Source organism: Clostridium sp. DL1XJH146, assembly GCF_054819755.1.
This window is the reverse complement of the sequence record NZ_JBTVVN010000005.1, coordinates 14,625-29,106: the sequence shown is the minus strand read 5'-3', so window position 1 is coordinate 29,106 and position 14,482 is coordinate 14,625. Positions and strand designations below refer to the sequence as shown.

At 30.2% G+C, this 14,482-nt stretch carries 11 protein-coding genes; 10 read left to right on the top strand and 1 reads right to left on the bottom strand.

What is annotated here, in order from left to right:
• Positions 1 to 224: 224 nt before the first annotated feature.
• The 8 genes from ACVHXK_RS03845 (at position 225) to ACVHXK_RS03810 (ending at position 11,599) form a co-directional block, all read left to right on the top strand.
• Entirely contained in the window at positions 225 to 1,388 is a 1,164-nt protein-coding gene (locus ACVHXK_RS03845) for a LegC family aminotransferase (RefSeq protein WP_461205042.1), read from the top strand.
• A gap of 14 nt (positions 1,389 to 1,402) precedes the next feature.
• Positions 1,403 to 2,767: a glycosyltransferase family 4 protein gene (locus tag ACVHXK_RS03840; protein WP_461205041.1), complete on the top strand. Its 1,365-nt coding sequence runs from the start codon at positions 1,403 to 1,405 to the stop codon at positions 2,765 to 2,767.
• A 160-nt stretch (positions 2,768 to 2,927) separates the two neighbouring features.
• A complete protein-coding gene (locus tag ACVHXK_RS03835) occupies positions 2,928 to 3,704 on the top strand; it encodes a glycosyltransferase family A protein (RefSeq protein WP_461205040.1) in 777 nt (258 codons plus the stop codon).
• A gap of 132 nt (positions 3,705 to 3,836) precedes the next feature.
• On the top strand, positions 3,837 to 4,988 hold the full coding sequence (locus tag ACVHXK_RS03830) for a glycosyltransferase (protein ID WP_461205039.1): 1,152 nt from the start codon (positions 3,837 to 3,839) through the stop codon (positions 4,986 to 4,988).
• A gap of 382 nt (positions 4,989 to 5,370) precedes the next feature.
• Positions 5,371 to 6,588 carry an EpsG family protein gene (locus ACVHXK_RS03825; RefSeq protein WP_461205038.1) on the top strand — a complete coding sequence of 406 codons (1,218 nt, stop codon included), beginning with the start codon at positions 5,371 to 5,373 and terminating at the stop codon, positions 6,586 to 6,588.
• Between the two features lie 89 nt (positions 6,589 to 6,677).
• Entirely contained in the window at positions 6,678 to 8,114 is a 1,437-nt protein-coding gene (locus ACVHXK_RS03820) for a flippase (RefSeq protein WP_461205037.1), read from the top strand.
• Between the two features lie 344 nt (positions 8,115 to 8,458).
• Complete coding sequence (locus ACVHXK_RS03815) at positions 8,459 to 9,763, top strand: tyrosine-protein kinase domain-containing protein (protein WP_461205036.1); 1,305 nt, start codon at positions 8,459 to 8,461, stop codon at positions 9,761 to 9,763.
• A 102-nt stretch (positions 9,764 to 9,865) separates the two neighbouring features.
• Positions 9,866 to 11,599, top strand: coding sequence for a methyl-accepting chemotaxis protein (locus ACVHXK_RS03810; RefSeq protein WP_461205035.1), 1,734 nt, complete (start codon positions 9,866 to 9,868; stop codon positions 11,597 to 11,599).
• A gap of 123 nt (positions 11,600 to 11,722) precedes the next feature.
• On the opposite strand, the gene ACVHXK_RS03805 is transcribed toward ACVHXK_RS03810, so the two are convergent.
• Complete coding sequence (locus ACVHXK_RS03805) at positions 11,723 to 12,343, bottom strand: hypothetical protein (RefSeq protein ID WP_461205034.1); 621 nt, start codon at positions 12,341 to 12,343, stop codon at positions 11,723 to 11,725.
• Positions 12,344 to 12,609: 266 nt separating this feature from the next.
• Between ACVHXK_RS03805 and ACVHXK_RS03800 the strand changes: the two genes are divergently transcribed.
• Complete coding sequence (locus ACVHXK_RS03800) at positions 12,610 to 14,001, top strand: ATP-binding protein (RefSeq protein WP_461205033.1); 1,392 nt, start codon at positions 12,610 to 12,612, stop codon at positions 13,999 to 14,001.
• 100 nt (positions 14,002 to 14,101) lie between these two features.
• A complete protein-coding gene (locus ACVHXK_RS03795) occupies positions 14,102 to 14,236 on the top strand; it encodes a nucleotidyltransferase substrate binding protein (protein ID WP_461205032.1) in 135 nt (44 codons plus the stop codon).
• The last annotated feature ends 246 nt before the right edge of the window (positions 14,237 to 14,482 follow it).

Here is a 14,482-nt window from a genome sequence, read left to right as displayed (position 1 = left end):
AGGGCTAATGCACAATTCACAATGCACAATGCACAATGATAAGGGCTAATGCACAATTCACAATGCACAATGCACAATTGTGGATGATTCTCTCCTTGCGTCGAGAATCTTTAATTAATTGATTGATTAATTGATTAATTAATTGATTAATTGATTGATTGATTTTGAGAAGCAAAATTATATTTAATTGTACTCTTATTTAGAAAAAAGGGGGTAGAAAGTTTATGGAAAATAAAATTTCGTTGTCTGTTCCTAATTTATCGTTGGATATATTAGAAAATGTTAGAGAAACAATTCAAACGGGTTGGGTTTCTTCTGGTGGTGGGTTTATATATAACTTTGAAAATGAAGTTGCAAGGTATGTAAATGTACCTAAAGCTATTGCAGTACAAAGCGGTACAGCAGGCCTTCATCTAGCTTTAAAGGTTCTTGGAGTTGAAGAAGATGACGAAGTTATTGTTCCAACGCTTACCTTTATAGCGGCAGTAAATCCTGTGCGATACTTAAAAGCTGAGCCTATATTTATGGATTGTGACCATAGTTTGAATATGGATATGGACAAGTTAGAAGAGTTTTTAGAGGAAGAATGTACCCAAAGTCATGGCATGATTATAAACAAAAAAACAAAAAGAAATATAAAAGCAATTATTGTAGTACATATTTTTGGAAATCCAATAGATATACAAAGATTGATGGATATAAAGGAGAAATATAATTTAAAAGTCATTGAAGATGCTACAGAAGCTCTAGGTTCTTACTATTTAGAAGGTGAATATGAGGGCTGTCATTGCGGTACCATAGGCGATATAGGTGTTTATTCATTTAATGCCAATAAAATAATAACAGCAGGTGGAGGTGGAATGGTAGTTTCTAGAGATGCTAACCTTTTAGAGAAAATAAGGTATTTAAGTAATCAAGCAAAGGAAGATTCCTATTATTTTGTTCACGATGAAGTGGGTTATAACTATAGAATGACAAATGTACAAGCGGCCTTTGGCATTAGTCAAATGGCTAAAATCGAAGAATTTATCCAAAACAAGATCAAAAACTATGAAATATATAAAAAAGCTGTGGATGATATATATGGAATAGATATTCTTCCTTTTAAAATAAATACTAGAGCCAATCATTGGTTTTACTCATTGATTATAGATGAAGATGAATATGGAATGGATAGAAATGAGCTTATGGATAAATTTGATGCTTTATCTATTCAAACAAGGCCTCTTTGGAAATTAAATCATAAACAAAAGCCTTATATAAAAAATCAAACCTACAAAATAGATAGGGCAGAGTTTTATGAAAAGAATCTTTTAAATATTCCCTGTAGCAGTAATTTAACTCTTTGGGAAATTCAACAAGTAGTAGATTGTCTCCAAAATAAATAAGGTTGGTGTTTTTATTGGACATATTAATAATTACTCACTTCTTTCAATTGCCTAATGAAGCTGGAAATGAAAGGTTTCATAGTATCGCAAACAGTATCTATAACAGTATCAAGGATGGTATGGCAAATAGTATCCATAAGGAAGACAGAAATATTGAGATAGTTACATCAAATTTTTGTCATACATCAAAAAAGACTAGAGAATTAGGAAATGAGTATTTAGAGGAGAATTATAAAATCACCTTTCTTAAGGAGCCAGTTTATAGAAAGAATGTATCATTTAAAAGAATTTATAGTCATTTTATAATAGGAAAAAATTTAAAAAAATATCTTAAAAAAAGGAAAAAACCAGACCTAATATATTGTGCAGTTCCTTCTCTTGATTTAGCAAAAAAAGCAGCAGAATGGGCAAATAAGAATAAAATTACTTTCATTATAGATGTGCAAGATCTTTGGCCAGAAGCCTTCGAGATGGTGGTGCCTATTCCTATATTAAAGAATATACTATTTTCTACATTTAGGAGTAAAGCTAATTATATTTATAAGGCGGCAGATGAAATAGTTGGAGTCTCAAAGACCTATATTAATAGAGCAATAGCTGTAAATAGTAAAACAAAAGAGGGTCATTGTATTTATTTAGGTACTGATTTAGAGAAGTTTGATAGTAATGTGGACAAAGCAGATACTGATATAAAGAGTACAGATAATAATACAGAGAAAATTGATAATAATACAGAGAAAGCTGATAGAAATATAGAAAAAAATTATACCAATCTAAAAAGAATTGGTAGTAATGATAATAAAGAAGAGACAAGATTAAAAAAGAACAACGAGATATGGCTTGCCTACATAGGAACATTGGGTTCTAGCTATGATTTAAACACAGTAATAGATGCTTTGAAAATACTAAAAAACAACGGAATAGAAAATCTAAAACTTATAGTAATGGGTGATGGGCCTCTTAAGGATAAATTCCAGAGCTATGCTAAAAAAGAGGGCATTGACTCCGAGTTTACAGGAATGCTTCTTTATCCGAAAATGGTAAATTTACTGTCTAGATGTGATATAGCTGTAAACCCTATAGCTAAAGGAGCTGCTCAATCCATTATTAATAAAGTTTGCGATTATGCAGCAGCGGCCTTGCCTGTTTTAAACACTGCGGAATGTATTGAGTATAGAGAATTGATTGAAGAATATGGGGCAGGTATAAACTGCAGAAATAGTGACCCCATAGACTTGGCAGGAAGACTATTATATTTGTACAACAACGAAGAAGAGAGAAAAACAATGGGAAGGAATAATAGAAAGTTAGGGGAAGAAAAATTTGATAGAAGAAAAACATATGTAGAAATAAGGGATCTAATCCAGAAGTATTTTTAATAAATGGATAGGAACTAATTAATTGTTGATATATAAAGTGTTGTTTATATATACAGTATTTATGTAGTAAAAATTTGCAATTTGTAATGTTCAATTTGCAATTATTTTAAATATAAAACTAGTTTTATAATATAGCAAAATAAAAGAAGAGGAATAGTATATGAATTTGCAGGTGCTTTTATCTATCATGAATAGAGATGATTTTACTATAGTTGAAAAAATGAATATACAATCCAAGGCTATAGTAATAAATCAATGTGATAAAAATCAATTTGAAAAATTAAGGTACAAAGGGAATTCCATTGAATTTATATCTTTGGCTGAAAGAGGTGTTGGCCTTAGTAGGAATAATGCATTGATGAGAGCAACAGAAGATATATGTTTGTTTGCTGATGATGATATTGTTTATGTTGATGGGTATAAGGACATAGTGATAAATGCCTTCCAAAATAATCCAAAGGCTGATTTTATAGTTTTTAATGTTCCAAGTAAAAACCCAGATGATCCTTCTAGTATTATAAAAAGAAAAAATAGGGTTAGATTCTTTACTTGCCAAAGATATGGCACTTTTCAAATGGCAGTAAAAACCAAAAAAATAAGAGAAAAAAACATATATTTCTCGTTATTATTTGGGGGAGGAGCGAAATACTCTGCTGGAGAAGACAGTATATTTATTACAGAATGTATCAAAAAAAAACTAAAAGTCTACGCAGAGCCAACAATAATAGGAACAGTCAGCCAACAAGAATCAACTTGGTTCAAAGGTTATACTGATAAATTTTTCTTAGATAGAGGAGCTCTTTTTCATTGTCTATGGAAGAAATGGGCTTGGATACTATGTCTACAATTTGCTATCCGTCATAGAAAAATGTTTAGGCAAGATAAGGGATGGGTGGAAGCTTATTTATTGATGCGAAAAGGAACGAAGCTTTTTTAAGAGATAATTTGCAATTTGCAATGGGTTTTAAGAGATAATTTGCAATTTGCAATGTGCAATTTGCAATGCTTTTTAAAAGATAGTCTATATTTAAAATTGTGTACTGTGAACTATAAAAAAGGGTGGTATTTTATGAAAAAGACTATTTCAATAATTGTACCAGTTTATAATGTAGCTGAGTATTTGACTAGGTGTATTGAGAGCCTTAGAAATCAGAGTTTTAAAAATCTAGAGATTATATTAGTAGATGATGGTAGTTTAGATAATAGTCTTGAAATATGTAGAAGTTACGAAAAAATGGACCCGAGGATTATAGTTATAGAGCAAGAGAATAGCGGATTGTCTAGTGCTAGAAATACAGGTATGGAGATAGCAAAGGGCAAGTACATATTGTTTGTAGATTCTGATGATTATATTGATTTGGATTCTTGCTTAAAATTTATTTCAGTAATAAATAATAGAGATGTAGATATAGTGGTGGGCAATGGCAGAAGGAAAAAACTTGCTGTGACAAAGATAAATGATACTCCAAAGAAAACTTTAAATGATAATAAAAAGAGTGAAACAGAGGAGAAAACAAAAAAAGCAGCAAGAGCTGATTATAAAGCTAAAATGGAAACTAGGATTGAAATTGAAAGAGAAAAGTTCAGTAAAGACCGAATAGAAATTAAAGAAATTAAAGAAATTAAAGTTAAAAATCAAAACGTAGATTTAATGAAACATACCACAAATACACAAGGAAATATTATAGAGGGAAAAGAGTATTTAAAAAAAGAATTGAGAGATGGCAACATGTACATGACAGTTTGGCTAAACTTATATAATCGTCTGTTTCTGTTGAATAATGGTCTGGAATTTAAACTTGGATTATTGCATGAAGATGAAGAGTTTACACCACGAGTTTTTTTAAAAGCAAAAAGAGTTATTGGAACGGACATTGTGTTTTATAACTATATTATAAGAAAAAATTCAATTTCAAATAGAAAAGATAATCTTATTAATGCAGAGCATGTTATGAAAATTTGCAAAGAGCTAGAAGAAATATACAAGAAAATTTATGATGAAGAGCTAAGGCTTTTGCTTATGGACAACCTAGTAGATTTATTTCTTAATGCATTTCAAGTACATAGGTTGTATAGAAGGAAATGTAGATATCTAGTGGATAAAAGTTTTTTAAAAGGAAAGGCACATACTAGAAGGAATAAATTTAGGGTTATGCTCTTTATGGTTAGTGGGAGATTGTATTATATGGTTAATAGTATTAAGAAGATAATGCTTTATTAAAGATAATGCTTTATTAAAGATAATGTGCAATTTGCAATGTGCAATTTGCAATTAAAGATAATGTGCAATTTGTAATTAAAGATAATGTGCAATTTGTAATGTGCAATTTGCAATTGATGTTGATTTTCTTCCCTTTGGTCAGAAAATCTTTAATTAATTAATTGATTGATTAGTCGATTTTGCGTAGCAAAATCATCCTTAATTGCAAATTGCAAATTGCAAATTGCAAATGTTGTTTTAAAAAGAATTGCAAATGTTGTTTTAAAAAGAATTGCAAATGTTGTTTTTAAAAGAATTGCAAATGTTGTTTTTAAAAAAATTGCAAATTGCAAATTGCAAATTGCAAATTACCAAAAAAAAGTGAGTATGAGGTTTGGTTGGTATGTTATTTTACATAGGTTGGTTTATGTTGGTTTTAGTGCTTTTGTTGTTTAATGGGGAAGATAGGAATATAAATATTGTAATTATTTTTATGTTGTTTATTTTGGTTTATGGGTGCAGAGATTATGGTGGTGTGGATGATTCTGTTTATATCAAGGGGTTTAATGATGCTTTGTATGGCATTGAAGTTTATGGTATTGAGAAGTCATTTGTTTTAACGGCTAAATTGCTTGGTGGGCTAGGTTTTAACTATAAGGCAATATTTTTTTTGTATTCTATGATATCTTTTGTTTTTGTTTATCTTTCTTACAATAAATTGTGCAGAAATACTGAGGATTGGATTATTACTATACTAGGATTTTTTGTTTTTGCTTTTACGCCTACTATAACGGTAATGAGGCAATTTGCAGCGGCTGCTATTATTACCTACGCATATACTTTAAAGATAAAAGATAAGAATATTGTTCCTTTGTTTTTTATAGCAATGGCTTGTTTTATTCATCTAGGGGCTGTTATTGCATTTGCTATATATCCTCTCCTTTTTATAGAAATTAAAAAACGAGACAAGATTATAGCGCCCATAATTTGTATGATCATTGGCTATACTGGGTTGCTTAATAGGGTATTAAATAAGCTAGTAATAATAATTCCATATAAATATTTAAATTATATTGATGAGGTAAATTCCACGAATATTAGTATAGGTATATTACATCTCTTATTGATAGCTATATATTTAGCGCAATTTATATTAAGGCCAATGAGATCTATAAGTAACGATGAGGAGAATATACCTAGGGGGATTTACTATACCAGCACCAATAGTAATTTGGGCTGTGCAAATACAGAGGAGACTTTACATGCAAAATGCACACCTTGCATATACAAATTATATTCTTGTTGTGACAATACAAGGGTGACTCTAGACAAGGAAATTTACTATTTAGAAGTTTTTCAGACTATTTATTTTTGCTTCTATTTCATTACTTTATCCAGTGGCTGGCTCAATCGTTTGAGTATATATTTTATTTTGTTTTTACCATTTATATTCAAGACTTTTGCATCTAATTTTACTGAAGAAAAGGATAGAAGGGTGTTATCTGTAGTTTTCTTGTTTGCATTTATTCTTTTATATATTTACGAGATAAGGGAAATGCCGGATTCTATAGATATGAGGGCACTTTTACCCTATGATGGGTCCTTTGATTTTTTGAAATAACTAGTAGTATTGATATTTAATCTAGCCGCAGAAATCTCTATTCTCAAGGAAGAAATCGGAGGGTAGTTTGTAAAGGAAGGTAGTAATCATTGGTTGAGGGCAGTTCTGTTAAAAGAAATTTTATCGTAAATTTTGTAAGAATATTTTTGAGTATGATATTTCCTTTAATAACACTTCCTTATGCTTGTAGGATTATCCATGCTGAGGGAATAGGCAGGGTAAGTTTTGTACAAGGACTTACAAACTATTTTGTTTTATTATCTAGTTTGGGGATACCTTTATATGGCATAAGAGCAGTGGCTAAAGTAAGAGATGATAAAGACAAGCTATCTAAATTAGTTAAGGAATTATTATTTATACTCTGTATTTCTAGCTTTATTATATTCATTTTGTTTTTGCTCTTTATTAATATAGGTAAAGGTAAAATAGATGGAAATAGGAGATTACTTCTATTGTTTAGTTTTTCTATTATACTCACTAATATAGGGGCAGACTGGTTTTATCAAGGTATCGAAAAATATGACTACATAGCAAAGGTAAATATTGCCTTTAAGCTTTTGTCTTTAATATTACTTTTTATTATTGTTAATGATGAAAAAGACGTTTTGCAATATGGATTTATTGTAATGTTTGCTATCCTTGGCAGTAATCTATTGAATTTTATTAATCTTAGAAAGTATATAAATTGGAAGAAGAAATATAAATTAGATATAAAAAAACATATGAAACCTGTAATAATTATCTTCGGATTTAATCTAGCGCAGAGTATCTATACCAGTCTAGATACTGTAATGCTTGGGTTTTTAGCTACGGAAGAGGCCGTTGGAATTTATTCTTTGGCAATTAAAATAACTAAGGTAGTTGTAACTTTAGTAACCTCTTTAAGTGGGGTACTTATACCTAGGATTTCTTATTATATTGAAAAGAAAGAAATGCTGAAGTTTAGGAAGTTAGTCTCTATATCTTTTAATTATGTTTTGTTTTTAGCTTTACCATGTGTTGTTGGATTATTTATTTTAGCACCAGGTGTATTAAAATTAGTGGGAGGAGAAGAGTTTATAGAAGGAGCTACGGCTATGAGAATAATTTTGCCTATAATAGTGCTCATTGGATTTAGTGATTTTTTAGGAGTGCAAATTTTATATCCTCATGGCAAAGATAAGAAATTCCTGCTGTCTGTAATAGTGGGAGCTATAAGCAATTTTTCTTTGAATTTATTATTAATACCAAGATATTCATACATAGGGGCTAGCATAGCTACTTTGATTGCCGAGGTGCTTGTGTTTATTGTTTTAATCATTGAAGTAAAAGAAATATTGAATTTTAGAATTGTTAATAAGGATTCTTTTAGATATATATTTGCAACTATAATTATGGGAGGAATACTTAGCATTATAGCTAGATATGGAATGTTTTCCTCTGCCTTGCTTGTTTTGTACATTTTCTTAGGAGCATTTGTTTATTTTGGTTCATTGGTTTTGATGAAGGAGAGATGTATAATGGGGAAGATTTTAAAGAGATGGTGAATAATTATAATGCACAATGCACAATGCACAATCAAAGGCAAGTGAAAAGGATAATGGACAATGTGCAATTTGCAATTTGCAATGTGCAATTGTGGATGATTCTCTCCTTGCGTCGAGAATCTTTAATTAATTAATTGATTGATTAGTCGATTTTGCGTAGCAAAATCATCCTTAATTGCAAATTGAAAATTGCAAATTGCAAATTATGGGTTAAAGATTGCAAATTATGTGTTAAAAATTGCAAATTGCAAATTATAGGTTAAAGATTGAGAATTGCAAATTATGTGTTAAGGATTGCAAATTGCAAATTGCAAATTGCAAATTGAAACTGTGGGGGGTGTGGTATGAGAGCAGAGGAGCTTACTTTGAGGGGTATTTTTGAAATTTTAAAGAGAAGATGGAAGGCTATATTTGGTTTTACTGTGATGATTACGGGGATAGTTGCTGTTTTGAATTTTTATGTTTTAGTGCCTGTTTATGAATCTAGTATGAGCGTTATAATAGGGCAATCTATTAATGGGCAAGATGGTGAATACGATATTGAAGATGTGACTATGTACTTAAAAGCTATGGAAACTTATGTTGTTATTGCGGAATCTAAGGATGTGGCTATAGGTGCGGGTGAGCTTTTATATGGAGAGTATTCTCCAGAGGAATTAATGGATATGATAATGGTAATACCTCAATCCAATACTCAAATCATGGAGATTAAAATTAGAACAGAAAATAAAAAAGAGGCAAAAAAAATTGTAGAAGCTGTAACTCAATCATTTAAAGAAAATGCTGAAACATTGATACCAAAAGGAAGCGTAAGTATTTTTGAAAATCCTGTAGTACCAGAAAAGCCAGTAAAACCAAATAAACTCTTGAATATTTTGCTTGCATTTATAATTAGTTTTGTTGGAATTTCAGGTTTGATTTACTCAATGTATTTGCTAAATACAACTATTAAAAATAGGGATGAAGGTGAGAGGGCAACTAAACTCCCTGTTATCGGAACTATTCCTAAAGACAATAATTATAATAGAAACAAGCACACTTTAATTGTAAGGGATCAGCCTGAGAGTAGCTCTTCTGAGGCTTTTAGGATTTTGAGGACAAACATTCAATATTCTTTTATGAATGAGGACATAAAAACCATAGTGGTAACTAGTTCTATAGATAGTGAAGGAAAGAGCTCTATTATTTGCAATCTTGCTCTTACTATTTCACATTGTGGCAAGAAGGTACTTATCGTTGATTCTGATATGAGAAATCCTAGTATTCATAAGAAATTCCGTCTTACAAATAATGTTGGCTTAGCTCAGGTATTGCAAGGAGAAGTAGATAAAAAAGAAGCTATACGCAAAAGTGGAGATTACCTACATATTTTAACCTCAGGAGAGCTGCCGACTAATCCATCTGAAATTTTAGACTCTATAGAGATGAAAGAATTTATAGATAATGTAAAATTAGACTATGACTTTGTTTTTATGGATACACCTTCTTTAAATAATATAACAGATGCACAAATAATATCAAATAGAGTAGACGGCGCACTAATAGTAGTTGGTATAAATGAAGTTGATAGGGATTCTTTGATTAGGACCAAGGAATTGTTGATGAAAGCAAGAGCTAACATTTTGGGATTGGTGGTTAATAAAAATTAAAAAATAATATAATTTAAATCAATATTACATTAAAATTATTGGTAAATTATAAACTTTATGATAAAATTTAAACAGTTAAATAATTAAATAGGGAGATTACATATGAGTATAAACACAAAAATTAAATCTTTTGGTTTTAACAGGTTCAAAATCGGTACCAAACTAATAATTGGATTTTTAATGGTTTCATTATTATCGGTAGCAGTAGGGATTATTGCCCTAATAAGTTTAATCAACAGCAATGAAAGGTCTATAGAGATCTATAATGATGCTTTAATACCAATTAAAAATCTATCAACTGTAAACTTAAATTTAACCCAGATACGAGCAAATAATATATATATGATATATGATAAAGATATCAGTAATTTTAATGAAAGGTTACAAGAAAATAGTGAATGGGAAAATGAAGATGCATTGATAATGGAAGAATTTGAAAAATTAAATTTATCAGATACAGAAAAAACACTTTTACATGAGTATAATGAAAATATATCAATTTATAAATCAATACGTGAGGGATTTGAAGAAAGTATGCAACAAGGAATGACTTTAGAGGAATGGGGAAGAGCTACAGAATTTATTGAAGCAAGAGAAGCAGCAGAAGCAACTTTACAAGAACTCATTGATGCGAGTGAATCGGAGGCAGAATTATTACTTGATACAATTAAAGAAAGTTCCCAAAACGCAACTATACTTATGTTTTCACTTATTGCAATAGGATTTATTTTTGCTATGGCAATAGGGATTTATTTATCAAGAAAAATTAGCAAACCAATTAAAGAAGTTTTAGGAGCAGTGCAAAAAGTTACAGATGGTAACCTTAATGTAGATTTAAAAGTAACTACCAACGATGAAATAGGAGCTATGTCTATAGCCATTAATACTATGATTGATGATCTCAACAATATGATGATTTATATAAGTTCAATTTCAGATCAAGTGGCAGCTGGGGCGCAACAAGTATCTGATTCTAGCACATCTCTTTCACAAGGCGTAACGGAGCAGGCCAGTTCAATTCAACAATTAACGGCTTCTATTGAACAAATTTCTTCTATGACTAAACAAAATGCTGAAAATTCTAATGAAGCTAAAATTCTCACAAATGATACTAAAAAGTATGCTGCACAAGGTAATGAACAAATGAATGAAATGTTAACGGCAATGAATGCCATAAACCAATCTTCACATAATATTTCTAAAATTATTAAAGTAATTGACGATATTGCTTTCCAAACTAATATATTAGCTTTAAATGCCGCGGTTGAAGCAGCAAGAGCGGGTCAACATGGTAAAGGTTTTGCAGTTGTTGCTGAAGAAGTAAGAAATCTTGCTGCACGTTCTGCAGATGCGGCTAAAGAAACAACCGCCCTAATAGAAGATTCCATTAAAAATGTAAAAGACGGAACTAAAATAGCTAGTACAACAGCAGAAGCTCTAGATAAAATTGTTAATAGAATTTCAAAAGTTGTTAATCTAATAGAAAATATTGCAATAGCTTCTAATGAACAATCAGCTGGAATGACACAAGTTAGTGAAGGTATTAATCAAATAACTGAAGTTGTACAAAGTACTTCTGCTACATCACAAGAAACAGCTGCAGCCAGTGAAGAATTATCTGGACAGGCTGAAATGTTAAAAGCTCAACTAGACTCTTTTGAATTAAAGCAAAATGATAATGAAAATGATAATAATAGCAGCTATGGAAAAGAAGAAATTAATCCAGAGGTATTAAAAATGCTAGATAGTATGAAAGGTAAAGAAAGAAAGGATACAATTGATATAGGCTACAAGGGAGAAATATCATTGAGTGATTCAGATTTTGGTAAGTACTAAATATTTATTTGGGAATTATTGTAGAAACAAGAAAAGTTAATGAAAGTAAACTTGAATTAAGAGGGCCTTACCTTGAGTTGGGATGCGAAGCGTTCTAACTCTGGGGTCAGGCCCTTTAAATTATTATTCCGCCTTTATATATATTCTTTTATCATTCTCATCATCGCCAAATTCAGAAATTGTAAGGCTTTCAACTTTCTTATTATCGTCCAAATCACCTTGAATGAAAAAAATTCCATTGCTAGTTTCAAGGATTAATATAAATCTAGGATAGAAGGTTTCTCTATTTGTTTGTGTCTCTTGGAGCTGTAAACCACCAAATTTTGAAGAGTAAATTTCACCTATAACTTCTGATGCTTCCTCGTCATTTTCAATCATTTCATATACAGTAGAAGTTAAACTATTAATTTCCTTCGTATAATTACGATAATTTAGAACTCTTACAAAGGTCATAGTTAAAATGATAAGCAGAAAAACCCAACCTGCGAAAGCCCATTTTTTCTGAGTTTCTTTAAAAACATCCACCGATAACCAAGCTCTATTTTTCCAAGCTAGAACATTACCATTTTTACCTAAATAAAAAGGCATAATTAGATTAATAATTGGGATAAAGGTTAAAAGGGAAATATAAGTGCAGTTGCCAAGGCCCCAAATCCAGGTTAACCAAAAAGCTCCCCAGTTCCACTTTTTAATATCTTCTGGTATTTCCGAAAATTCACCGTGTCCTGATGTATTACTATTCATATATAGATACCCTTTCTATAGTTTATTTATTATTTTAATTGAATTGTTAGATTTGATATAACTTGTCTATATTTTATCTTATTGTAAAAAGATTGTAAATATAATAGAAGACTCTTAATTTACTTATTATATAAATTAACAGTAGCACCAATGCTAAAATTTATTAGTGTTGGTGTTTTGTTTTTGACTTATCAGGTGTATAATAATTATATAATCGTGATTTATATAATTACGATTATATAAATCATAATTAGAAGGTGAAAAATATGTTTTACGGAAGAAAGAGTGAACTTAAATTTTTAAATTCTTTATATAGTAATGATAAGGCTCAACTAGTTGTATTGTATGGCAGAAGAAGGATAGGAAAGACGGAACTACTTAGATTTTTCTGCAAGGATAAACCTCATATCTTTTATGCTTGTAGAGAAACTACTGATAGGGAGCAGATAAGCATTTTTTCTAAAAAACTCCTTGTGGGTTCCTCACTTCAAAATTATATAACAAGTTTTAATGATTGGGAGGAAGCTTTTAGATTTATTAAAGATACAAAAATGGAAGGTAAGAAATTAGTAGTTATTGATGAATTTCCGTATATGGTAAATGGCAATAGTTCCATACCATCAATATTGCAAAATCTATGGGACGAAGAATTAAAGAATGAAAATGTAATGATTATTCTTTGCGGGTCTTCTATGAGTTTTATTGAAAAAGAAATCTTAGGTGAAAAGAACCCACTTTATGGGCGAACAACAGGTATATATAAATTATCAGAGTTTGGATTTTCAACAAGTTGCAATTTTTTTAATACTTGGAGTGACGCAGAGAAGATATCAGCATACTCAGTGTTTGGTGGCGTTCCACATTATCTAAATCAAATCGAAAAGGATAAAAAGCTAGAAGAAAATATTAAAAAGCACATACTGACTAAAGGTAACATTCTGTACAATGAAGTTGAATTTTTGATGAAGCAGGAGCTTCGTGAAACTGCAATTTATTACACGATAATTGAAGCTATAGCTATGGGAAATACCAAGCTCAATGATATTTATACCAAAACAGGCATTGATAAAACTAAGATTAGTGTATATATTAGGAATCTAATTGAATTAAATATACTTACTAGAGAATATCCTGTAGATGAAGGGATAAAGAAAACTGTAAATGCTCATAATGGTCTTTATAAAATTAAAGATAATTACTTCAAGTTTTACTTTAGATTTGTATTTCCTAATATTACAGAGCTTGAAGAAGGGGATGTTGATGGGGTTTATGAGTTTTTGGTTAAACCACATTTGAATGAATTTGTTAGCTTTTCTTTTGAAGAAATTTGCATTCAATATATGAGAGGCTTAAATAAAGAGCTTAAGCTGCCTTTTAGATTTTCAAAGATAGGTAGATGGTGGAATAAGAAAGATGAAATTGATGTGGTGGCCTTTGATAATAAGGGCAATGGCATTTTTGGAGAATGTAAATGGAAAAATTCTAATATGGGAGTTAAAGATTTAAATTCCTTAAAAGAAAAATCTACAAGTGTTAAAGGAAACTATACTAATAAATATTATTATCTGTTTTCTAAGAGTGGTTTTAATGAAGAGCTCATTGAACTAGCTAAAATTGATAAAAATGTAGAGCTGGTTGATTTGGGGAGGATTTTTTAGTGATTGAATAATACTCAGCCCTCAGCTCTTTATTTGTTGAAAAATATATTTGGAGATAAGGTGGATTTGAGATTTCGTGCATGTTTAGATAGAATATTTTTTGGAAAAAGAAGGTATTCAAGAGGCCAAAAGTCCTAAAAGTACTTTTAGAGAGGCTTTTGCATATGGATTAATCCAAGATGGTGAACTTTGGATTGAGATGCTTAATGATAGAAATTTAAAGAAAATATTATAAAAGATGGTACAGAAATCTATAATAAAAAATAAACTATCGATTCGGTAGTTTATTTTTTATTATAGAGTAGATTTTATGTAAAGATGTTGAGATATGATTTCTATAGTTGAATTAAAGAATTGATAGAATTATATAAGAAATTATTTCAGAAAGAGCGACAGCCTTCGACAAAATATTTTAGGGAAATATGCTAAAATTTAAGGTAAAGATAGTTTACAGTTGAAGGTGATTGTAATGGCGGATGGA

What these genes read in the sequence shown, in the direction of transcription:
- ACVHXK_RS03845 (WP_461205042.1), top strand. Translation starts at nt 225, where the DNA reads ATGGAAAATAAAATTTCGTTGTCTGTTCCTAATTTATCGTTGGATATA.
- ACVHXK_RS03835 (WP_461205040.1), top strand. Translation starts at nt 2,928, where the DNA reads ATGAATTTGCAGGTGCTTTTATCTATCATGAATAGAGATGATTTTACT.
- ACVHXK_RS03830 (WP_461205039.1), top strand. Translation starts at nt 3,837, where the DNA reads ATGAAAAAGACTATTTCAATAATTGTACCAGTTTATAATGTAGCTGAG.
- ACVHXK_RS03825 (WP_461205038.1), top strand. Translation starts at nt 5,371, where the DNA reads ATGTTATTTTACATAGGTTGGTTTATGTTGGTTTTAGTGCTTTTGTTG.
- ACVHXK_RS03815 (WP_461205036.1), top strand. Translation starts at nt 8,459, where the DNA reads ATGAGAGCAGAGGAGCTTACTTTGAGGGGTATTTTTGAAATTTTAAAG.
- ACVHXK_RS03810 (WP_461205035.1), top strand. Translation starts at nt 9,866, where the DNA reads ATGAGTATAAACACAAAAATTAAATCTTTTGGTTTTAACAGGTTCAAA.
- ACVHXK_RS03805 (WP_461205034.1), bottom strand. Translation starts at nt 12,343, where the DNA reads ATGAATAGTAATACATCAGGACACGGTGAATTTTCGGAAATACCAGAA.
- ACVHXK_RS03800 (WP_461205033.1), top strand. Translation starts at nt 12,610, where the DNA reads ATGTTTTACGGAAGAAAGAGTGAACTTAAATTTTTAAATTCTTTATAT.